This window comes from Gilliamella sp. CG16 (genome assembly GCF_046635785.1).
GTDB lineage: Bacteria > Pseudomonadota > Gammaproteobacteria > Enterobacterales > Orbaceae > Gilliamella > Gilliamella apicola_I.
In genome coordinates, this window is the sequence record NZ_JBIDFL010000003.1 from 264968 (window position 1) to 286469 (window position 21502).

At 34.6% G+C, this 21502-nt stretch carries 19 protein-coding genes and 1 pseudogene; 8 read left to right on the forward strand and 12 right to left on the reverse strand.

The window, feature by feature from the left end:
• Positions 1 to 2: 2 nt before the first annotated feature.
• The 7 genes from ACGH47_RS05410 to miaB all read right to left on the reverse strand — a co-directional run bounded on the left by ACGH47_RS05410 (position 3) and on the right by miaB (position 7847).
• Positions 3 to 230, reverse strand: a complete 228-nt coding sequence (locus tag ACGH47_RS05410; protein WP_411622907.1) for a hypothetical protein — start codon at positions 228 to 230, stop codon at positions 3 to 5.
• A gap of 345 nt (positions 231 to 575) precedes the next feature.
• Positions 576 to 1757 carry a serine hydrolase gene (locus tag ACGH47_RS05415; protein WP_411622908.1) on the reverse strand — a complete coding sequence of 394 codons (1182 nt, stop codon included), beginning with the start codon at positions 1755 to 1757 and terminating at the stop codon, positions 576 to 578.
• A 14-nt stretch (positions 1758 to 1771) separates the two neighbouring features.
• Positions 1772 to 2878, reverse strand: coding sequence for a peptidoglycan glycosyltransferase MrdB (gene mrdB, locus ACGH47_RS05420; protein WP_267351159.1), 1107 nt, complete (start codon positions 2876 to 2878; stop codon positions 1772 to 1774).
• 2 nt (positions 2879 to 2880) lie between these two features.
• Positions 2881 to 4875 carry a penicillin-binding protein 2 gene (gene mrdA / locus ACGH47_RS05425; protein WP_411589513.1) on the reverse strand — a complete coding sequence of 665 codons (1995 nt, stop codon included), beginning with the start codon at positions 4873 to 4875 and terminating at the stop codon, positions 2881 to 2883.
• Positions 4836 to 5852: a PhoH family protein gene (locus tag ACGH47_RS05430; protein ID WP_411622909.1), complete on the reverse strand. Its 1017-nt coding sequence runs from the start codon at positions 5850 to 5852 to the stop codon at positions 4836 to 4838. The genes mrdA and ACGH47_RS05430 overlap by 40 nt, the downstream gene beginning before the upstream one ends.
• Before the next feature lie 24 nt (positions 5853 to 5876).
• On the reverse strand, positions 5877 to 6356 hold the full coding sequence (locus tag ACGH47_RS05435; RefSeq protein ID WP_065558468.1) for a zinc-ribbon domain-containing protein: 480 nt from the start codon (positions 6354 to 6356) through the stop codon (positions 5877 to 5879).
• A 63-nt stretch (positions 6357 to 6419) separates the two neighbouring features.
• Positions 6420 to 7847, reverse strand: coding sequence for a tRNA (N6-isopentenyl adenosine(37)-C2)-methylthiotransferase MiaB (gene miaB / locus ACGH47_RS05440; protein WP_411622910.1), 1428 nt, complete (start codon positions 7845 to 7847; stop codon positions 6420 to 6422).
• Positions 7848 to 8912: 1065 nt separating this feature from the next.
• Here miaB and ACGH47_RS05445 point away from each other — a divergent pair.
• Entirely contained in the window at positions 8913 to 10148 is a 1236-nt protein-coding gene (locus ACGH47_RS05445; RefSeq protein WP_411599256.1) for an N-acetylmuramoyl-L-alanine amidase, read from the forward strand.
• A gap of 33 nt (positions 10149 to 10181) precedes the next feature.
• Here the strand turns inward: ACGH47_RS05445 and rsmG are convergent, their stop codons facing one another.
• Together rsmG and mnmG are read right to left on the reverse strand one after the other, a co-directional pair.
• Positions 10182 to 10790, reverse strand: a complete 609-nt coding sequence (gene rsmG, locus ACGH47_RS05450; protein ID WP_267360531.1) for a 16S rRNA (guanine(527)-N(7))-methyltransferase RsmG — start codon at positions 10788 to 10790, stop codon at positions 10182 to 10184.
• Positions 10768 to 12660, reverse strand: a complete 1893-nt coding sequence (gene mnmG / locus ACGH47_RS05455) for a tRNA uridine-5-carboxymethylaminomethyl(34) synthesis enzyme MnmG (protein WP_411622911.1) — start codon at positions 12658 to 12660, stop codon at positions 10768 to 10770. The genes rsmG and mnmG overlap by 23 nt, the downstream gene beginning before the upstream one ends.
• Positions 12661 to 13235: 575 nt before the next feature.
• Between mnmG and hda the strand changes: the two genes are divergently transcribed.
• Positions 13236 to 13919 (forward strand): DnaA inactivator Hda, encoded by a 684-nt coding sequence (gene hda / locus ACGH47_RS05460; protein WP_081299048.1) that lies wholly within the window; start codon positions 13236 to 13238, stop codon positions 13917 to 13919.
• 1 nt (position 13920) lies between these two features.
• A complete protein-coding gene (locus ACGH47_RS05465; RefSeq protein ID WP_411622912.1) occupies positions 13921 to 14700 on the forward strand; it encodes a Cof-type HAD-IIB family hydrolase in 780 nt (259 codons plus the stop codon).
• Between the two features lie 6 nt (positions 14701 to 14706).
• Here the strand turns inward: ACGH47_RS05465 and ACGH47_RS05470 are convergent, their stop codons facing one another.
• From ACGH47_RS05470 to tusB, 3 genes are all read right to left on the reverse strand, one after another.
• The gene (locus tag ACGH47_RS05470; protein WP_267379472.1) at positions 14707 to 15813 is read right to left on the reverse strand and encodes an anhydro-N-acetylmuramic acid kinase; all 1107 of its coding nucleotides are present in this window, start codon (positions 15811 to 15813) and stop codon (positions 14707 to 14709) included.
• Positions 15814 to 15817: 4 nt separating this feature from the next.
• Positions 15818 to 16381 carry a Sua5/YciO/YrdC/YwlC family protein gene (locus ACGH47_RS05475; protein WP_411622913.1) on the reverse strand — a complete coding sequence of 188 codons (564 nt, stop codon included), beginning with the start codon at positions 16379 to 16381 and terminating at the stop codon, positions 15818 to 15820.
• A gap of 134 nt (positions 16382 to 16515) precedes the next feature.
• Positions 16516 to 16797, reverse strand: coding sequence for a sulfurtransferase complex subunit TusB (tusB, locus tag ACGH47_RS05480; RefSeq protein ID WP_065558459.1), 282 nt, complete (start codon positions 16795 to 16797; stop codon positions 16516 to 16518).
• A 133-nt stretch (positions 16798 to 16930) separates the two neighbouring features.
• On the opposite strand from tusB, the gene tsaE reads away from it, so the two are divergent.
• The 5 genes and pseudogenes from tsaE to hfq all read left to right on the forward strand — a co-directional run bounded on the left by tsaE (position 16931) and on the right by hfq (position 21497).
• On the forward strand, positions 16931 to 17416 hold the full coding sequence (gene tsaE / locus ACGH47_RS05485) for a tRNA (adenosine(37)-N6)-threonylcarbamoyltransferase complex ATPase subunit type 1 TsaE (protein ID WP_267360535.1): 486 nt from the start codon (positions 16931 to 16933) through the stop codon (positions 17414 to 17416).
• 41 nt (positions 17417 to 17457) lie between these two features.
• Positions 17458 to 18162: pseudogene (locus tag ACGH47_RS05490) on the forward strand (N-acetylmuramoyl-L-alanine amidase); the annotation flags it as partial.
• Between the two features lie 20 nt (positions 18163 to 18182).
• A complete protein-coding gene (gene mutL, locus ACGH47_RS05495) occupies positions 18183 to 20054 on the forward strand; it encodes a DNA mismatch repair endonuclease MutL (protein WP_411622914.1) in 1872 nt (623 codons plus the stop codon).
• A complete protein-coding gene (miaA, locus tag ACGH47_RS05500; protein WP_411622915.1) occupies positions 20051 to 20959 on the forward strand; it encodes a tRNA (adenosine(37)-N6)-dimethylallyltransferase MiaA in 909 nt (302 codons plus the stop codon). Before mutL ends, miaA begins: the two co-directional genes overlap by 4 nt.
• Positions 20960 to 21251: 292 nt before the next feature.
• Positions 21252 to 21497, forward strand: a complete 246-nt coding sequence (gene hfq, locus ACGH47_RS05505; protein ID WP_220216206.1) for an RNA chaperone Hfq — start codon at positions 21252 to 21254, stop codon at positions 21495 to 21497.
• The last annotated feature ends 5 nt before the right edge of the window (positions 21498 to 21502 follow it).

Consider the following 21502-nt stretch of genomic DNA (forward strand, 5'->3'; position numbering starts at 1 on the left):
GGTTACTCCTTTGCTGATGTGTCGGACTGGTTAGTCAGCTTTCCAACGTTATTTAGGTAATGATGATTTTGGTTACTTAAGTTGGAATAATGGGGGGCATCGATAATCAGAAAAGAATCAAGAAATTGATGTGATAATGATTGTAAATTGAGATACAAATCATCATAAAAATGACAGAAATGACCGTAAATAGGTAATCGGTTATCTGATAGCACTAAACAACGAACCACAACTACTCCTTAATATCCATACTATCCCTAATTAACTTTTATTTATGTTATCGATTTTGATAATCTTAATTAGTTTACAATGATAAGATTATTCGTTAAGCTAAGCAAGCTTTTGTTAAATAAATTGAAAATATTTTGTTAATAAGGTTAATTTTTTATTGCTATTGATAATGCATATAGTGATATTAAACGCATTTAAAAAAGTGAATTGACGGCTTTTAATTTTTAAATATTGAGGAGTAAGGTGGAAACCAGAACGGTAGATATTTTTCATCAAATCATTAATGAAAGGCTATAAATAGGGCGTTTTGCAAGCAAAGCTTGCAAAACTAAAAAAGGAACCTATTAATTAAAAATTTTTACAAACTGTAATTCTATCCAATCCCACATACTGCCAAAGAACCCAGTTTCTGCAACATTTTGCAGTGCCACTAATGGTTGTTCATTAATCACTTTGCCATCTAATAAAAATTGTATTTTACCTACCGTTCTTCCTTTCATTATCGGTGCATAAATATAATTATCAACGACATATTTTATTTGTAGATCAGCTGAACGACCTTTTGGTACAGTAACATAAGCACCATCTATTGAACCTAGTTGGATTTTATTTTCATCTCCATACCAAATGGATTCAGTAAATAAAGGCATATTCGCTTTTATAGGGTTAGCCGTTTCGAAGAATCGAAAGCCCCAAACTAATAATTTTTTGCTTTCTTCTTCACGACCTTTATAGGTTCGTCCGCCTAATACTGCCGATATTAAACGTGTATTACCCTCGACAGCAGAGGCAACTAAGTTGTAACCGGCTGCTTGGGTATGACCTGTTTTGATTCCGTCTACATTTAATGTAGTATCCCATAGTAAACCATTACGATTTAATTGCGGTTTAGAGAGATTATAAGTAAATTCTTTTTCTTTATAAATCGCATATTCATCAGGTAAATCACGAATCAATGCGCGACCTAATAACACCATATCTTTGGCTGTGGTATATTGTCCAGGCGCATCAAGTCCATGTACGGTTTCAAAATGAGTATGTTCCAAACCTATTTTTTTGGCATAGTCATTCATTAAATTTACAAAAGCACCTTGGCTACCTGCGATATGTTCAGCCATTGCAATACAAGCGTCGTTACCTGATTGAATGATGATACCTTTGTTAAGATCCGAAACAGAAACGGTTTTACCCACTTCCAAAAACATTAATGATGATCCTTTTAATACAGGGTTACCCGTTGCCCATGCATCTTTACTGACTACAACCATATCATCATTTTTAATTCGACCTGAGTGTAAAGCTTGACCAACTACATAGCTGGTCATCATTTTGGTAAGACTGGCTGGATCACGTTGTTGTTCAGCGTTATATTCCGCTAAAATTTCGCCTGATTTGGCATCCATTAAAATATAAGATTCAGCATTTAATTGGGGAATAGCTGGAATAGGAAAAGGCATATCAGCAGATGCTGATGTGCAAATTGACAGCATCAAGATAGCAAAAGATAATTTAAATTTCTTTTTCATTTATTTGAATTCCGTTAAATATTTTTAGATAACATATATCGATGTGTGTGAATAGACATCATAATGCCAAAACATGCCATTAAAACGACTAATGATGAGCCACCGTAACTTATTAAAGGTAATGGTACACCAACTACCGGTAAGATTCCACTGACCATACCGATATTAATGAACACGTAGACAAAGAATACTAAAATCAGACCACCAGATAATATCCGACCAAATGTCGTTTGTGCTTGTGATGCAATAATTAACCCACGAACAATTAAACATAAAAAAAGAATTAACAGAACGATAGTACCAATAAAACCAAATTCTTCTGCAATTACAGAAAAAATAAAGTCAGTATGTCTTTCTGGTAAGAATTCTAATTGTGATTGCGTGCCTTCAAGCCATCCTTTACCCCATATCCCTCCAGAACCAATGGCGGTTTTAGATTGAATAATATGATAACCCGTACCATTTGGATCTCGCTCAGGATTAAAAAGTGTTAACACCCGTTCACGTTGATAATCATGCATTAAAAAGAACCACATGATAGGTAAAAAAGCAGCAATTAAGATGACAGCAACAATGATAAATCGCCAATCAATACCAGCCAAAAAGATAATAAATATTCCTGACATGACAATTAATATAGCTGTACCTAAATCCGGTTGCATTGCAACAAGTAAAGTTGGCACACCAATAATAGCCAAGGTTTGTAATGTGGTTTTTAAAGGTGGAGGACAGCCATCACGATGAATAAATTTAGCAACCATTAATGGCACGGCTATTTTTGCAATTTCTGATGGTTGAAATCGCAATACACCTAAGTCTAACCATCTTTGTGCGCCTTTACTGGTGTAACCAAAAATATCAACAAACAGTAAAATGATAATACAAAAAATATAAAGATAGGGAGCCCATTTTTCATAGGTTCGAGGTGAAAATTGAGCTAAAAATATCATGATAAAAAAACCAAGGAGTATTTGTATCACTCGCTTTTGTATCATATCGATATTTTGCCCACTCGCACTCCAAAGTATATATAAGCTATAACAGAGTAGTAGCGTTATAAATAGAAAAAAAAGGGGATCAATATGTATCTTTTGCCAAAAAGATTTTTTGATGTTATTCATAATTAATTTTCATATCCTGTATCTTGAACTGCGTCATCGAGATCAGTGGAGTGATTGCCTAATAGATAAAAATCAAGAATTTTGCGTGCAACCGCACCACCATTTGAGCTTCCGCCCCCCCCATTTTCAAGTACAATAGCCAATGCTATTTTGGGTTTATCGTAAGGCGCATAAGCAATAAATAATGCATGATCACGTAAATGCTCGGGAATATTGTTCGCATTATAAGTTTCGTTTTCTCTTAAACCATACACTTGTGCTGTTCCTGATTTTCCTGCTGCTTGATATTGAGCGCCAGCATACACTTTACGTGCTGTTCCTCGTGAACCAAACATCACTCTATACATCCCTTCTTTCGCTAAATCCCAATAATTTGTTTTAACTTCTGTTAAATTATTTGGCTGTTCAAATTGAACGGGATCAATGTGAAACTGATCTTCATTGGAATTTAAAATATCACTCTTTTTATACAGTAAAAAATGGGGGGTATAAGTTTTTCCATTATTAATTAAGATAGTTAATGCTTTTGCCATTTGCATTGGTGTTGCAGTCCAGTATCCTTGACCAATGCCAACAGGGATAGTGTCTCCTTGTAACCAGGATTTTTTATGACGTTTACTTTTCCATTCTCGACTTGGCATAACAGCGCGTGTCTCTTCACTTGGTGACATATCAATTCCAGTGCGTTGACCATAGCCAAATTTAGTCATCCATAAACTTAAACGATCAATCCCCATATCATAAGCAACTTGATAAAAATAGGTATCTACTGATTCTTCTATCGCTTTTAGTACATCAACCCGACCATGTCCCCATTTTAGCCAGTCTCGGTAACGTCTTTCAGTTCCCGGTAATTGCCACCATCCAGGATCGTTAACCACGCTTTTGGGCGTTACAACCCCTTCACTTAATGCAGCTACAGAGATAAAGGGTTTTACGGTTGAAGCAGGTGGATAAGCCCCCAATAAAGCCCGATTAAATAAAGGTTTGTTCGGATCATTAAGTAATTCATTATATTTTGCACTTGATATCCCTCCAACAAAATCATTTGAATCATAACTAGGGCTTGATACCATCGCTAGGACTTCACCGTTATTGGGATCAATCGCCACCACAGCAGCTTTGCGCCCAGCAAGAAGTTTTTCGATGTAAAGTTGTAATTTGAGATTTATTGATAAATAGATATCTTCGCCTGCTTGTGGTGGATGCTGTTCAAGGAGTCGGACGATACGTCCGCGACTATTAACTTCAACTTTTTCATAACCAGCTGTGCCATGTAATATGTTTTCATAATAGCGTTCAATGCCCATTTTTCCGATATTGAGCGTCGCAACATAATTACTGGTTTTATTTTCTTCTTCTAACCGCTTTTTATCTTGGCTATTTATTTTTGAGATATACCCCAGAATGTGAGTTAGTGATGCACCATAAGGGTAATAGCGGTGTTGTATTTTAACAATTGAGGCAAAAGGAAATCTGTGTTGATCGACAACAAATCGTGCAATTTGTTCTTTACTAAGGTTATCTTTTAGCGGAACGGGTCTGTGAGCGCGATAATTTCGTCTTTCTTTTTGGAAATTTTCAATATCTTCATCTGTCAAATCAACCACTTTTTTTAATTGTTCAAATTGTTCATTCAGATTTTTGGTTTTATCAGGAATAATGTTTAGTTGATAGGTGATATTATTACTGGCTAATGGCGTTCCATTACGGTCATAAATCATGCCGCGACTAGGAGGAATAGGTATAATTTCGATACGATTATTATTTGATTTAGTACTGTAATAACTAAAATTAGCAATTTGAAGATCCGCTAAATTTACTAATAAAATAATAATCAAAAAGATAATTACCACAAAAGCAAACAAAGCTCTACGCAGGAATAAGTTTGTTTCTGCTGAATGATCCCGAATATTAGTTCGCTTTTTTTTTGTTGTAATAGGGATAATAATACTCCTTAAATACTGCTTTTTGATTGATGCTCTTGTTGTTCCCATTGTTCATAAGCGTTGACAATTCTGGCAACTACCGGATGACGAACAACATCTTCACTATTAAAAAAGTTAAAACTAATTTCATCAACTTGGCTTAAAACTTCAATTGCATGACGTAAACCGGATTTTTGGTGACGCGGTAAATCAATTTGAGTGATATCCCCTGTTATAACAGCTTTTGAGTTAAAGCCAATGCGTGTTAGAAACATCTTCATTTGTTCTATTGTGGTGTTTTGGCTTTCATCGAGAATAATAAATGCATCATTTAGGGTACGACCACGCATATACGCTAGTGGCGCAACTTCAATCACGCTTTTTTCAATCAGTTTTTCGACTTTTTCAAAACCCAGCATTTCAAATAGCGCATCATAAAGTGGACGTAAATATGGGTCGACTTTCTGGCTTAAATCACCTGGTAAGAATCCAAGTTTTTCACCCGCTTCAACAGCGGGTCGAGTCAGTACTATCCGACGAATCAGTTGCTTTTCTAATGCATCAACAGCAGCTGCCACCGCTAAATAGGTTTTACCCGTTCCCGCAGGCCCAATACCAAACGAGATATCATAATCTAAAACATGCGCAATATATTGAGCCTGATTGGGCGTTCTTGGTTTGATTACCCCACGTTTTGTTTTAATCATCACCATTTTACTTCCATGCTGATCAGTATAAGCAGGAAGATGTTCTTTCATTTTTTCAAGCGCACCGGATTCTTTTATCGCTAAATGAATGTGTTCGGGTTCAATATCAATAATGTTGTTTTTGGTTTTAGTTTGTTGATAAAGTGACTTTAAAATCTGATCGGCTGCGTTAACACAAATCTGATCACCGGTAATCAAAAATAGATTACCTCGATGATTAATTTCAATACCAAGTCGACGTTCAAGTTGTTTTACGTTGTCATCATGAGGGCCACAAAGACTATTTAATCTTTGATTATCATCTGGTTCAAGCACGGTTTGATGTGTAATAATTTTCAATGATAAGCCCTCTAATCATTCATGTTAATTGCTAAGATATCCTTCACATAAAGGACATTTTTCAACACCTTTTAAAAATTCCTTTTTACAATGATGACAAGTAACAATATTTCCCGATACTATCTGATCAACCAGTTTTGTAGCCTGTTGTTCATCTAATCCTTGCGTTTTTAGTTTATTGATCATCATTGAGATTGGTGTACCACTTTTTAATTCTTGCTCAACATCCTGACCAATTTCTTCTTCTAATGTAGGCGGTACATATTTTAAAACATTTTCATTATATTCTGAATGACAATGATTACATCTAATGTATCTTCCTAATGTTTGAAAACTGAATATTGGTATAAAAAACAATGTAAAATATCTTGCCACTTTAACTTGCGTATATTGTTGTTGTTTTTCATCAGTTTTAATGTTTTGCTGTGTACAACAACTAGGGCAATTAAATTGCCCTGTTTTTTCGTTTACTTCACGACCTCTGGAGCCGAATATAATAAGCATTTTTTTCTTTCCTTTCCATTATGATAAAATATTATTTTTTAATAATTCAATATGTTATTTTTATTATGGTTGGTAGATACCGACACCTAAATCGTTTTCTTTACGGGTTCTTGAGATTACAGACATAGGAGATTCACTCACACGCAGATCCATTTCATCCTCGGTACGCACAACTTTACCTCTTAATGAATTTGGATAAACATCGGTAATTTCAACATCAACAAATTTACCAATCATATTTGGATGACCTTCAAAGTTAACAATACGATTATTCTCAGTTCTGCCCGTTAGTTCCATCAGATCTTTTTTAGATGGTCCTTCGACTAAAATGCGTTGCACGGTATTTAACATACGACGGCTAAATTGCATTGCTTGTTGATTGATACGTTCTTGTAGGATATAAAGACGTTGTTTTTTCTCGTCTTCAGAAACGTTATCTTCCATTTCTGCCGCTGGTGTACCAGGGCGTGCAGAATAGACAAAGCTATAGCTTAAGTCAAAATTGACATCAGCAATTAATTTCATGGTTTGTTCAAAATCTTCTTGTGTTTCACCCGGGAATCCAACAATAAAATCAGAACTAATTTGAATGTCTGGACGGACTTTGCGTAGTTTTCGGATAATTGATTTGTATTCAAGTGCCGTATGCGTACGTTTCATTAAATTTAAAACACGATCCGATCCACTTTGCACCGGTAGATGTAAAAAGTTAACTAATTCAGGCGTATCACGATAAACATCGATAATATCATCAGTAAACTCAATTGGATGACTAGTTGTAAAACGAATACGGTCAATACCATCAATGGCAGCGACTAACCGAAGTAGTTCTGCAAATGAACAAATATCGCCATCGAAGGTTGGTCCTCGATAAGCATTGACATTTTGACCAAGCAGATTAACTTCACGCACACCTTGTTCTGCCAGTTGAGCTATTTCATAAATTACATCGTCACAAGGTCGGCTCACTTCTTCACCACGGGTATAAGGTACCACACAATAGGTACAATATTTATTACATCCTTCCATAATTGAAACAAACGCTGTTGGACCTTCACTGCGAGGTTCGGGTAAACGGTCAAATTTTTCAATTTCAGGAAAGCTAACATCGACAACATGATTTCCTTTACCGCTTCGAATTTGTTCTATCATTTCCGGTAGACGATGAAAAGTTTGCGGTCCAAAAATAATATCAACAAAAGGAGCTCGTTTACGAATATGTGCACCTTCTTGTGATGCTACACAACCACCTACACCAATAATGATGTCAGGATTATGTTGTTTTAAATTTTTCCAACGACCTAGTTGATGAAAGACTTTTTCTTGGGCTTTTTCCCGAATAGAGCATGTATTTAATAATAAAATATCTGCTTCTTCTGCATTGTCTGTTAATGTTAAACCGTGGGTGGATTCCAGGAGATCTGCCATTTTGGTTGAATCATATTCATTCATTTGGCAGCCCCAAGTTTTGATATGTAATTTTTTGCTCATCAATAACTCAGCTATATTTAATTGTTAAAATGAAAACGGGTTTAAATCCGCGATTTTAGCGTGCCATATTGTAATCCTTTGTGAATGTAGGGTCTATAATAAAATAATAATTGTTATCTAAAAAAAATAATTTCAATTTAACCTTTTTAATTTATGCTTAAAACAGTTAACATAAAATTACTAATTAATTGTTATATTTTTCATTTTTTTGGATTATAGTTACTACTACTGATTTGTATCATTTGGTTCTACCATAGGATTTTTCAGTATTAACATAGTTGTCAGCAGGAACTACACAAAGTTATGCTACCAACTTGAATGACTAACCATTTGTTAGAATTTCTCGTCAGAACTTATTTTAAATATTTCAAAATGATTTGAATAATTCAGAAATATTTAAACAAAATAAATCCATCTAGTGTAGTCGTTTTTAAGGCTATTGCTATTTAGATTTTAAATGACATAATGAGGGCGAGTGACTTAGGTTACTCGTCTTTTTGTAACGATAATCTTTATATTTATTTCAGATGCTCTTAATAACTCTATCAATCAATTAAATATTTTTAATTTTTAGTCACTAAATTACCTTTCATATTTTTATTCTAAATGATATACTACTTAGCAGTTACTAAATGCTTTCTTTATTAAATTAAAGATTGACTTTAGTTAACAGTAGGTGCAAATTTGTTGGAGGACTACAACTAACAATACTTTAGCACTGAATTGACTGGCCATTAAGCTAGATTTTCTCGTTAATATTTGTTGGGATAAATTTAACGAGAAGTAACTCGTTATTTATCAGTAGTCCTCCTTTTTAAAGGAATCGATATAACTGCTAAATACAGTTTATAACATACTCTTTTGGTAGTTTTCAAAGTTCTTCCAATTGAGTGAGAGAGTAACTTCTGTTACTCTCTTTTTTTTAATTTTATGAATATGTTTTCGAATTAAAGCAAAAGCTTTTTTTGCAACGATGCGAAACAGTTATAATTCTTGGTAACTTTTACCATTCACAATAATTTATGTTATTATCCGCCTTAATTTAATTATTGAAAGTGCCTAGATATGTCAAAAACGTTCAGTCCAACAAAACGCCTTTTAGTTAAAGGTATTCTTGCGACTTGTTTATTGTCTGTCACTCGTGTTGGTCTTGCTTCAGCAATGGCACAAATGGTCGCTGTTCGTATTTGGCCTTCCTCTACTTACACACGAATTACGTTAGAATCTAATAGTAAGCTTAAATACAAAAGTGCTGCATTATTTAACCCAGATCGATTAGTGATCGATATTGATAATATCAATTCAAATCCTGTTTTAAAAAGTATTTCATCGAAAGTATTAAGTCACGATCCTTACATCAAATCAATTCAAGTTACCCAGCTGGATGCTAAAACGGTTAGAATAATGATCGAAGCTAAGCAAGGAATAGACCCCAATACTTTTACGTTACCCCCTGTAGCCGAATTTAAAAACCGTTTAGTCATCGATCTTTATCCTTCAAAACAATCTTCAATAACAGATGATGATCCTTTATTAGCACTGTTAGAAGAATATACAAAAGGTGATCTAAACCAACAGCAAGCTGAGATCAAACCACCCATTAATAAAAAGAAAAATAGCCCGATTATTGTGATGCTCGATCCCGGTCATGGCGGTGAAGATCCGGGTGCGATTGGCTATAACAAAACCAGAGAAAAGGATATTGTTTTACAAATTGCACGCAGAACTTTTAATTTATTGAAAAAAGAGCCGAATGTTAAAGTTTATATGACCCGTAATGAAGATGTGTTTATCCCATTGAAAGTACGAGTAGCTAAAGCACGATCTTTACATGCCGATCTTTTTATTTCTATCCATGCAGATGCATTTACCAGTCGATCAGTTAGAGGATCTTCTGTATTTTCATTATCCACCCGAGGGGCGACAAGTTCGGCAGCAAATTATTTGGCTCAAACACAAAATAATGCCGATCAAATAGGTGGCGTGAGTCGCAGTGGTGATAAATATTTAGATAATACTATTTTAGATTTAGTCCAAAAAACAACTATTAGCAACGGTGTATTATTAGGTAATGCTATATTAAATCGACTAAAAGGCGTCAATAGTTTACATAAACCTTCACTTGAAAAAGCAGGTTTTGCTGTTTTAAAAGCCCCTGATATTCCTTCTGTTTTGGTGGAAACCGCTTTTATTAGTAATATTAACGAAGAAAAAAAATTAAAAACCGCTTCTTTCCAGAATCAAGTATCAAAAGCGATTGTTAGTGGTATCAAAGATTACCTGAAAAAGCGTAAAAATTAATATTTCTTTCTCAGGTAAGAATTAAAATTATCGTCAATTAACTTTAGTAATAATCGTTAAACATCTATCCGCATTTAATTGTGGAATAGTCAGTTTAATATTCTGTTTAAGTTCAAACCCATCAGGGATAGGATCTTGTTCACTACCTTTTAAAGCATAAAACGATCCCTGTTGATTTGGTAGATGCTGACACCAAGTGAGCATATCTTGTAATGAAGCAAACGCTCGGCTAATGACCCCATCAAACTGTTGTTCGGTATAGTCTTCTATGCGGCTTTGCACCGGATTAATATTATTCAGTTTTAATTCAAATTTTACCTGTTTTAAAAAACGAATACGTTTTCCTAAACTGTCAACTAAATCAAATTGTTTATCCGGATTGATGATCGCTAATGGTATACCAGGTAACCCAGGTCCTGTTCCGACATCAATAAAATGTTCGCCCACTAAATAGGGCGATACCACTAAACTATCCATAATGTGTTTTACTAACATTTCGTTGGGATCACGCACAGCAGTTAAATTATAGGCTTTATTCCACTTATTCAGCATTTCAACATACTCAATAAGCAGATCAATTTGCTGATCTGTGATCAAAAGATCTGTTTGATCAATAAGATTAGTGAGTTTCTTTTTTAACATAATTCTTCTTTTTTAAATAAACTAATAACATTGATATTGCCGCTGGTGTTATGCCTGAAATACGTGAAGCTTGACCGATCGATACTGGTTTATGCTGTTTCAATTTAGCGACAACTTCGTTTGATAATCCAGAAATTTCAGCATAATCAATATGCTCAGGAATTAATGTTTCTTCGTTACGTTTTTGGCGCTCAATTTCTTCAATTTGAAGTTTGATATATCCATCATATTTAACTTGAATTTCAACTTGTTCTGCAGCACTAGGATCAGTTAATCCAGGCGCAAATAGTGATAATGATTTCAATGTGTTATAGCTCATTTCAGGGCGTTTAAGTAACTCTTCACCATTTGCTTCTTTGGTTAAATTAGCACTTAAAACGGCATTCACTTCATCAATAGTTTCAATATGTGGATGCACCCATATATCACGTAAACGCGCTCTTTCTTGTTCTATCGCTTCAAATTTTTCATTAAATTTTTGCCAACGATAATCATCAACCATGCCTAGCTTACGACCAATTTCAGTTAAACGAATATCAGCGTTATCTTCACGTAACATCAAACGATATTCAGCACGAGAAGTAAACATTCGATAAGGTTCGTTGGTGCCTAACGTACAAAGATCATCAACCAGTACACCTAAATAAGCTTGATCACGCGTTGGATACCATTGATCTTGTTCATAAACGAACCGTGCGGCATTTAAACCTGCTAACATGCCTTGAGCAGCTGCCTCTTCATACCCTGTTGTCCCATTAATTTGTCCAGCTAAAAATAGCCCTTTGATCACTTTACTTTCAAGTGTAGGTTTGAGATCACGAGGATCAAAATAATCATATTCGATCGCATACCCAGGTCTGATGATATTAGCATTTTCAAGACCTTTCATACTACGTACAAAAGCAAGTTGCGTATCAAATGGTAAACTGGTTGAGATCCCATTTGGGTATATTTCGTTACTATCTAATCCTTCTGGCTCTAAATAGATCTGATGAGAATTGCGATCTGAAAAACGCATAATTTTGTCTTCAATTGAAGGACAATATCTTGGACCTACGCCTTCAATCACCCCTGTGTACATTGGACTTCGATCTAAGCTATTACGAATGATCTCATGTGTCGTTTCGTTTGTGCTTGTTATATAACATGGAATCTGTTTTGGGTGCTGATTAGCATTACCTAAAAACGAAAATACCGGAACAGGATCATCTCCATATTGTGTACCTAATTTAGAAAAATCAATTGTTCGGGCATCAATACGCGGTGGTGTACCTGTTTTTAATCTTCCCATTCTAAATGGGTATTGATGTAATGATTTAGATAGTCCAATTGAGGCAGGATCCCCTGTTCTTCCTCCACTGTAATTATCTAAACCAATATGGATTTTTCCATTTAGAAAAGTGCCAGCCGTTAAGACGACGGCTTTAGCTTTAAAAGAGACGCCCATTTGCGTTTTAACTCCGGTGATCTGATCGTTTTCAATGATCACATCTTCTACGGATTGTTGAAAGAGCATTAAGTTTTCTTGGTTTTCAAGTGTTGTTCTGATCACTTTTCGATAAAGCGATCGATCCGCTTGTGCACGTGTTGCTCTGACCGCTGGACCTTTACTGCTATTAAGGATCCTAAATTGGATCCCTGCAAGATCAATCGCATGAGCCATTAATCCTCCCATGGCATCGATTTCTTTTACCAAGTGACCTTTACCAATACCACCTATAGCAGGATTACAGGACATTTGTCCTAATGTATTGATATTATGGGTTAAAAGTAGTGTTTTGCGGCCCATTCTTGCTGATGCCATGGCAGCTTCTGTGCCAGCATGACCGCCGCCGACAATAATGACATCAAAAAGATCTGGATAAAACATATAAAGCCTCGTTGTTATTTTCTATGAAGATGATTGTTAGTTCAGACATGTTGTTTTGATCTAAATTAGCGTTAGCGATTTTACTCATCTTTTTGAATACGTCAAATGATCTAATTTGATCGCTATTTAAATTAAATAAGATCTTTTATGTGATCTTTTTATTTTTATTACTATTAGAGTGGATCCTTTCTGTTGATAACTGGATATAGTAATTATTTTATAGGATCTTATTGATCCTGTAACACTGTTAATTGATCGGATCTTTGTTGATCTAAACTTGTTGATAATTAGCTTAGTTATCCACAATTGGTTTTGTCATTTAGGTTATTAATAGCCTTATCACAGCTTATTACTTTCTTTTAGCACAGAGTTATCCACAAAAATATATTTTGATTGCTTATTTTTTGGTCTTTTTGTTGGCTGTTTTTTAATAGTTTACTGATAAAATATATCGAGGGTTTTTTGAATAACGATTTTTTATTTTTTTAAATTGTTCCTTTTTTATAAAATTCTTTTATTTTTACAAAAGCAAATTTATACTTAACTAGATTAATTTTTTAGTGTGAGGTTACTTTATTACTCTTTCACAATTACCGTTGCCTTTTTCATTACCAAATAGTGAAACTTTCGACAGTTTTTATATAGGTGATAATCAATTATTACTTGATTCATTGCAAACTTTATTGGTTAAGCAAGGTTTCAATGTATTTTATATGTGGTCGGCAAGTGCTGCTGGTCGTACTCATCTATTGCATGCCTCAAGTCAAAATAAACTGGCTAGTTATATTCCTTTAAAACAGTATTTCCACCTTGTTCCCGAAATTTTACAAGGGTTGGATAATTATGATTTAGTTTGTTTAGATGATATTGATGCTATTGCAGGCAATCGGGATTGGGAAGAAGCTATTTTTGATTTATTTAACCGTCTGACTGAAAAAAATATTAGTAAATTATTGATTACTGCCAGTGCACCCCCTAAACAGGTTTCTTTTATATTGCCTGATTTGGTATCACGACTTAGTTGGGGGCAAGTTTATCAATTAAAAGAATTAAGTGATGATGATAAGCTTAAGGCGTTACAACTACGAGCCCAATTAAGCGGTTTTGAATTATCGACTGAAGTTGGATTATTTTTATTAAAGCGTGTCCATCGTGATATGCGTACCCTGTTTTCTTTGTTAGAAAAGTTTGAAGTAGCAACATTAGCGGAACAACGTAAGTTAACGATTCCTTTTATTAAAAATATTTTGGATTTGTAATATGAGTAATAATCCTGAAGCTATCGTTTTTTTTGATTTAGATGGGACTTTATTTAATAGTCAAATAGAGGTTTTAGCAAGTTCAGTTGAGGCAATAAGAAAGCTAAAGCAAAATAATATTATTCCAATGCTTGCAACAGGTCGTACACCTTGTGAAGTGACCTATTTAATGAAAAAATTGTCGATTGATTCTATTATCGGTATGAATGGGCAAATTGTTCTATATAAAGGCGAGAAAGTTTTTACGAATAATATCGATAAAGATTTAATCGCCAGAATGTATCAGTTTTCAAAACAGCAAATGAATATTCCTTTAGCTTTTTATAATGATGAAATAATGCGTATTTCTGAGTGTACTCAAGCCGCAAAAACGTTTTATCACTATCTTAAACAACCTATTCCCCCTGTTGATGATCTGCTTTATCTAAACGAACCGATTCAAATGATGTTATTGTTGTGCGAAGAAGGTGAATCTGTTTATCGTGATGCTTTTCCGGAATTAACGTTTATACGTAACACGCCATATTGCGTTGATGTTTTTAATCATGGTGGATCTAAAGGTAACGGTATTAATCAGTTATTGCAAAAAAAAGGATTCACTGATGTGCCAACTTACGCATTTGGTGATGGGATGAATGATTTAGAGATGTTTACAACCGTTAATCACCCGATAGCAATGGCTAATGCTGTGGACAAATTAAAAGAGCAAGCTGAATTTGTCACTGATTCCAATGATAATGATGGGATTGCAAAAGCCCTAAAAAAATTTGGTTTGATTTAAATATTGTTACTGATAAATCACCCCTAAAGATACAGCTTGGTTTGCACCAGTCACTTCTGGAATATTCGACGGAATATTATTAAGTCGACAATAGGCAAGCCAAGCGAATGCTATTGCTTCCATATCATCACTGTTTATTCCTTTTTCACTAGTAGTTAACACGTTCCAATTAGGCAATAACGCAGATAGTCTTTGCATGATAAGTGGATTTTTTGCGCCTCCACCACAGACTAAAAGTTCACATGGCAATTCTGTATTAATGGATAATTTTATTATTTCTTGCACGATAGATAATGCAGTCAATTCAACTAGTGTTGCTTGAATATCCTCAGATTTTAATGTGATACCTGTCAATTTTTGACGTAACCAAGATAGGTTAAACAGTTCTCGTCCTGTGCTTTTAGGGGCGGGTAATTGAAAATAATCTTCATTTAATAATTTAGTGAGAAGTTTGGTATCCATTTTTCCTGTTTTTGCCCATTTAGCATCGTTATCATAATTTTTACCAAGACAAGCCTTTATCCAACCGTCAAGCAATACATTACCCGGTCCGGTATCGTAACCGATGACGGGCTGATGTGGAATAAGTACCGTGATATTGCTTATTCCACCAATATTTAATATCACACGATTAATTGATGGATTTTCAAGTTGTGATTTATGAAAAGCAGGCACTAAAGGTGCGCCTTGTCCACCATAAGCAATATCTTTTCGTCTAAAATCAGCGATGGTAGTAATGCCTGTTAGGGCGGCAATGATATTGGCATCGCCAATTTGCATCGTAAAAGGGTTTGCACCTAATGGTGAATGGTAAATAGTTTGTCCATGACATCCAATTGCTTTAATTTTATTACGTTCTATTTTATGGTGTGTTAAAAATTGATTCACATGATGGGCATAAACTAAGCCTAACTGATGATCCAGTTCACCTAAATCTTGTAATGAAGTCTGTTTGGTTTCACAAAGGGTCAGTAATTGTTGTTTAATATCATCTGGCAGCGAATAACATTTGCTGGCTATTGATTTAACTTTTCCTGCGGTAATATCAACTAAAGCAATATCTACCCCATCCATGCTGGTACCTGACATAATACCAATATATAAATTGTGCATAATACTAACCTTGTCGTATGATTTGGCCGTTTTTTATATCCCTAATTTCAGAAGGTGAAGCCCTGTGTCCGGTTTCACCTTGTAAAATAGGAAACTGTTCACCAAATTGTAATGCAACTTCGTTTGCGGTAAAACAAGGCGGATAATTTGAAAGATTCGCACTTGTTGAAACTAAAGGTTTACCAAATAGGTTGCATAATGTACATACCAATGGATGATCAGTAACACGTACTGCAATCGAATCAAATTGTCCGGTTAAAAATTGTGGGGTATTTTTATTCTTAGGAAAAATCCAAGTAACCGCACCTGGCCAATTGGTAAGAGCTAACTGTTTTTGTTGATAGGTCAAGGCTGACTCATCGATGTAAGGAATAAGTTGATCATAATGGCTGGCAATGAGAATTAAACCTTTTTCAATGGGACGGCGTTTTAAATCAAGCAGTTTCATTACTGCGGTTTGACAATCAGGATCGCATCCTAATCCAAAAACGGATTCGGTTGGATAAGCAACAACTTCGCCTTTTTTTAGCAAGTCATCAATTTCTTTTATTGATAATAAATTTACCATTTACAGTTGGATATAGAATTATAGGATATGAAAATCATATTAAACCGAGGTGTATTGAATTGCAAATTGGCTCTGTCTATTGTGAAATATTGTTGATACAGGAAGTAAAAATCAAAGTTAACAAGGTTACTTGATTATTGCCAATTCATTTGAGGAAAATATTGAACAGTTAATTCAACCATCTGTTGCATATTAATGATATGCAATCTTTTATCAATAAACGGATCAAGTCCACGCGCTGTTATATCATTATCTAAAATATAACAATGTTGAGTTTTTTCTAAAATAGCATTAAGAACAGGAGTATTTTGTAACGCAACAAATACGCCATTTTGCCAAAATAAGACCGCATCTTGGGCACAGATAAGTTGTGGATCGATTATTGATTGGTTATCCGTTGAAATAGTATGTAGCATGTTTTTTCACTTATTATGTCAAGACATGATATTAAAGTTAAAATTTACTCAAAAATTGAGTTAATTTTGGTTAGTACATCTTTAAAGGTTATTAGTATATAATAACAACTATTTATTAAGCAAAATATCTGTTATGAAACCTATTATTTTAGCCGACGAACAACAAACCATCTTCTTTGGAAAGCAGTTAGCAAAGCATTGTTTAAGTTATTTATTGAATAATAATAGTACAATAGTCATTTATTTAATTGGTGAGCTTGGTGCTGGAAAAACAACATTTAGTCGTGGTTTTTTACAACAATTAGGGCATGTTGGTAATGTAAAAAGTCCAACTTATACCTTAGTAGAATCATATCAATTTGATGATTTTTCAGTTTATCATTTCGACTTATATAGGCTTTATGATCCAGAAGAACTTGAGTTTATGGGGATTCGTGAATATTTTGCTTCGCGATCTATTTCTTTAATAGAGTGGCCACAGCAAGCACAAGGTATTTTGCCAATTGCAGATATCGAAGTTCATTTAAACTATTTAAAACTTGAACGCACAGCGACTTTATTGGCAAAAACGGAAAAAGGTCAAGCTATTATTAATCAACTACACTTAGCGAATACATGATGAAAAAATTATTTACTTTTGTGATGTTATTGTTGCTTTGCAGTTCTGCTTATGCTGCTAAAGTGGTGATTGCTGTTGATGCAGGACATGGTGGCAAAGATTCAGGTGCGATAGGTAAAAATAAATTATATGAAAAGACCGTGACCCTTTCTATTGCTAAAAAACTGACAACTTTACTCAATAACGATCCAAAATTTAAAGGTGTATTAACTCGAACCAGTGATAATTTTATTTCGGTATCCAAACGTTCAGAGATTGCGCGTAATAGTAAAGCTAATTTGCTTATATCAATCCATGCTGATGCAGCACCGAATCGTAGTGCTACTGGTGCTTCAGTGTGGGTATTATCAACTAAGCGAGCTGATACTGAACTTGGGCGTTGGATTGAGCAAGAGGAAAAACAGTCACAATTATTAGGTGGCGCAGGCGATGCACTGAGCGATGGTCATGATGCTCATTTAAGTCAAGCGGTACTCGATTTGCAATTTTCTTATTCACAACGTGTAGGCTATGAGTTAGCGACCCAAGTGTTAAAAGCGATGAACGGTACAATCAAATTGCATAAAAATAAACCTGAGCATGCAAGTTTAGGTGTATTGCGATCCCCAGATATTCCATCAATTTTAATTGAAGTTGGTTTTATATCAAATGTGGGGGAAGAAAAATTAATTGGTAGTAGTGCGCATCAAGATAAAATTGCCAAAGCAATTTATCTAGGTATAAAAAATTATGTAAAGCAAAATCCTAAATTTGGAGAAAGACATTAATGGCTATTCATATTCTATCACCTCAGTTAGCAAATCAAATTGCAGCTGGCGAAGTGGTAGAGCGTCCAGCATCGGTTATTAAAGAATTAATTGAAAATAGTTTAGATGCTGGTAGTACGCAAATTGATATTGATTTGGAACAGGGTGGATGTAAATTAATCCGCGTTCGAGATAATGGTTGTGGAATTAATAAGAGTGAATTAGCCTTAGCGTTAGCTCGTCATGCAACAAGTAAAATTAATACTTTAGACGATTTGGAGGCGATTGTAAGTCTGGGATTTAGAGGAGAAGCGCTTGCTAGTATCAGTTCAGTTTCTCGATTAACGTTAACTTCTCGTACTGCGGAACAATCTGAAGCCTGGCAAGTTTATGCTGAAGGTCGTGATATGTCCCCCACCATTAAACCTGCAGCACATCCAGTGGGTTCAACAGTTGAAGTGTTGGATCTATTTTATAATACACCTGCTAGACGTCGCTTTTTGAAAACCGAAAAAACGGAATTTATGCATATTGAAGAGTTTATCAGACGTATTGCGTTGGCGCGTCCTGATGTGACATTTAACTTGCAACATAATGGTAAATTAGTTAAACAATATCGTGCATCTGAGTTAGATAAGCGCGTTGAATCAGTGTGTGGTCGTGCTTTCATTCAAAAAGCAGTAAAGTTAGATTGGCAACATGATGATTTGTTGATTCAAGGATGGGTTGCTAGTAATGAAGTTAGCGATCTACAATATTTTTATGTTAATGGGCGCGTAATTAAAGATAAATTACTCAATCATGCTTTACGACAAGCTTATGTAAACCGAACGAACGAACAACAAAGTTATGTTGTTTTTTTACAGCTTGATCCAAAGCAAGTTGATGTCAATGTTCATCCAGCTAAACATGAAGTTCGTTTTCATGAGGCTAGACTTGTTCATGATTTTGTTTATCAAGCTATTGTTATGGCACTGGAGTCGTCAGTTGAATCCACATTACCTTTAGAAGATAACCAAACTAAAATCGCTTTTACACCGAATAGACAAGCGGCGGGTGATAATATTTTCAATCGACAAACCAACCCGTTACCTTATTCTACGAATAAGCCATTTCCTCAAAAGATAACCAATAATGTAAAAGAAAATAATGCGCTGTACGGACAACTTGTTAATGTTGATGCTCAGCAAAACCGTCAGAATCAAGAGCAAAAACAACAGATTGATTTACCACAGGCTCATCACATTACAGAACCACAAAAAGCGGTGATTGAAACTTTATTCCCGAAACGAACAACTCCTTTACAGTCATCATTACAACACCAATTTGATAGTTCATCATTAGTCCAATTTGGTCGAGTTTTAACTGTTATTCAACCTGATATTGCATTACTGGAAAAATATGAAGACAGTGAGCAAAAACTAATGTTAATGAAGCTACCTGTTGCAAAGCAAAAAGTGAATGCGATTAAATTATTATCGCAAGAATCTGAAAAATTACTGATTCCATTAACAATTTTAATTAATCGCAAAGAAGAGCAAGTTCTTACGCACTATAAAGCACAATTAACCTTTTTAGGCTTTGATTTTTATTTTGAAAAAGCAAAATTACATTTGCAAAACGTTCCTAAAATGTTACGTACGACAAATTGGCAACAGTTATTACCTGCTTTAATTTCTTTTTTATCTGCTGAAAATACAACTATCGATCCTACTCAAATTGCCAGTTGGTTAGCTATTGAATGCGAAGATAACAGTATGGTCAGTTGGAGTGTCGCTAACGTAATTCAATTGCTTGCTCAATTAGAACAGATAGATATTAAACTATTAAATCAAGAAACGTTTTTATACCCTATTGATATTCAAACTATTACGCAATCAATTTTATTATGAGTAAACCAAAAATTATTTCGTTAATGGGGCCAACTGCATCAGGTAAAACTGCCTTTGCTATGGCACTTTATGATCGTTATCCTATTGATATAATTAGTGTGGATTCTGCGCTTATTTATCGTGGGATGAATATTGGCACAGCAAAACCAACACAATCGGAATTACAAATATACCCTCATAAATTAATTGATATCTGTGATCCGTCTGAAAGTTATTCTGCTGCAAATTTTCGGTCTGATGCGATTTCAGCAATTGAAAACACCTTGAATAATGGTCGAATTCCACTATTAGTGGGGGGAACAATGCTCTATTTCAAAGCTTTAATTGAGGGACTTTCACCTCTGCCAGCAGCGAATAGTGAAATACGTCAGCAAATTGAAGAAAAAGCCAATAAATATGGTTGGCAGTCAATTCACGAAGAGTTAAAAAAAGTCGATCCTGTTTCGGCAAGTAGAATTCATCCTAATGATCCACAGCGTCTTAATCGTGCTTTGGAAGTTTATTTAATTTCCGGAAAAAGTTTAACTGAATTGACACAACATAGTGGTGAACTATTACCTTACGATATTATGCAATTTGCCATTATGCCACCAGATAGAGCGGAGTTGCATCAACGTATTGAACAACGTTTTTTACAAATGTTAGAACTTGGCTTTGAAGATGAAGTTAAACGATTAATGGAACGTGGAGATTTACATTCAAATTTACCTTCTATACGTTGTGTCGGTTATCGTCAAATGTGGGAATATTTAAGTGGTGAAATAAGTTATGATGAAATGGTCTTTAAAGGGATTTGTGCCACACGGCAATTAGCGAAAAGACAGATTACCTGGCTAAGGGGCTGGAAGCAACCAATCACATGGTTAAATGGGGATAATATGGATTCTGTTTTCCAAAATATATAATGATGTCAATTGTTTTAATTTTCTTTTTTAACCTTTTAAGTTAAAATAGAAAATTGCATTTTCTTAAAATTTTTTGGATAATTGTCAAGATTCGGTATAATTTTTGTATTTTTTAGTTTAAATACATTAAAATTTTAGTTATTTGTGCATTAATCGCTTTTCGTTAGTTTTATAGCGATGCTTTTTATGTTATTTTGATAATACAGAAGTATCTTATGTCGCATTAAATATTATTTTTTGCGTTTACAATTATTTTATCTTCATTATTATTTCATCTATAAAGGATAAACTCATGTCAAAAGGGCAGTCATTACAAGATCCTTATTTAAATTTGCTTCGTCGCGAGCATATTCCTGTCTCAATTTATTTAGTCAATGGGATCAAATTACAAGGTCAAATTGAATCATTCGATCAATTTGTTATTTTATTAAAGAATACGGTAAGCCAAATGGTTTACAAACATGCTATTTCAACAGTCGTACCATCAAGACCTATTTCAGGATTGGTATCTCAGCCTGAAGAGGAAACTGAAAGCTGATAATT

Bases quoted from the DNA above. Each gene is read 5' to 3' on its own strand.
- ACGH47_RS05415 (WP_411622908.1), bottom strand. From the start codon at position 1,757: ATGAAAAAGAAATTTAAATTATCTTTTGCTATCTTGATGCTGTCAATT.
- mrdB (WP_267351159.1), bottom strand. From the start codon at position 2,878: ATGAATAACATCAAAAAATCTTTTTGGCAAAAGATACATATTGATCCC.
- mrdA (WP_411589513.1), bottom strand. From the start codon at position 4,875: ATGGGAACAACAAGAGCATCAATCAAAAAGCAGTATTTAAGGAGTATT.
- ACGH47_RS05435 (WP_065558468.1), bottom strand. From the start codon at position 6,356: ATGCTTATTATATTCGGCTCCAGAGGTCGTGAAGTAAACGAAAAAACA.
- miaB (WP_411622910.1), bottom strand. From the start codon at position 7,847: ATGAGCAAAAAATTACATATCAAAACTTGGGGCTGCCAAATGAATGAA.
- ACGH47_RS05445 (WP_411599256.1), top strand. From the start codon at position 8,913: ATGTCAAAAACGTTCAGTCCAACAAAACGCCTTTTAGTTAAAGGTATT.
- rsmG (WP_267360531.1), bottom strand. From the start codon at position 10,790: ATGTTAAAAAAGAAACTCACTAATCTTATTGATCAAACAGATCTTTTG.
- mnmG (WP_411622911.1), bottom strand. From the start codon at position 12,660: ATGTTTTATCCAGATCTTTTTGATGTCATTATTGTCGGCGGCGGTCAT.
- ACGH47_RS05465 (WP_411622912.1), top strand. From the start codon at position 13,921: ATGAGTAATAATCCTGAAGCTATCGTTTTTTTTGATTTAGATGGGACT.
- ACGH47_RS05470 (WP_267379472.1), bottom strand. From the start codon at position 15,813: ATGCACAATTTATATATTGGTATTATGTCAGGTACCAGCATGGATGGG.
- ACGH47_RS05475 (WP_411622913.1), bottom strand. From the start codon at position 16,381: ATGGTAAATTTATTATCAATAAAAGAAATTGATGACTTGCTAAAAAAA.
- tusB (WP_065558459.1), bottom strand. From the start codon at position 16,797: ATGCTACATACTATTTCAACGGATAACCAATCAATAATCGATCCACAA.
- tsaE (WP_267360535.1), top strand. From the start codon at position 16,931: ATGAAACCTATTATTTTAGCCGACGAACAACAAACCATCTTCTTTGGA.
- mutL (WP_411622914.1), top strand. From the start codon at position 18,183: ATGGCTATTCATATTCTATCACCTCAGTTAGCAAATCAAATTGCAGCT.
- miaA (WP_411622915.1), top strand. From the start codon at position 20,051: ATGAGTAAACCAAAAATTATTTCGTTAATGGGGCCAACTGCATCAGGT.
- hfq (WP_220216206.1), top strand. From the start codon at position 21,252: ATGTCAAAAGGGCAGTCATTACAAGATCCTTATTTAAATTTGCTTCGT.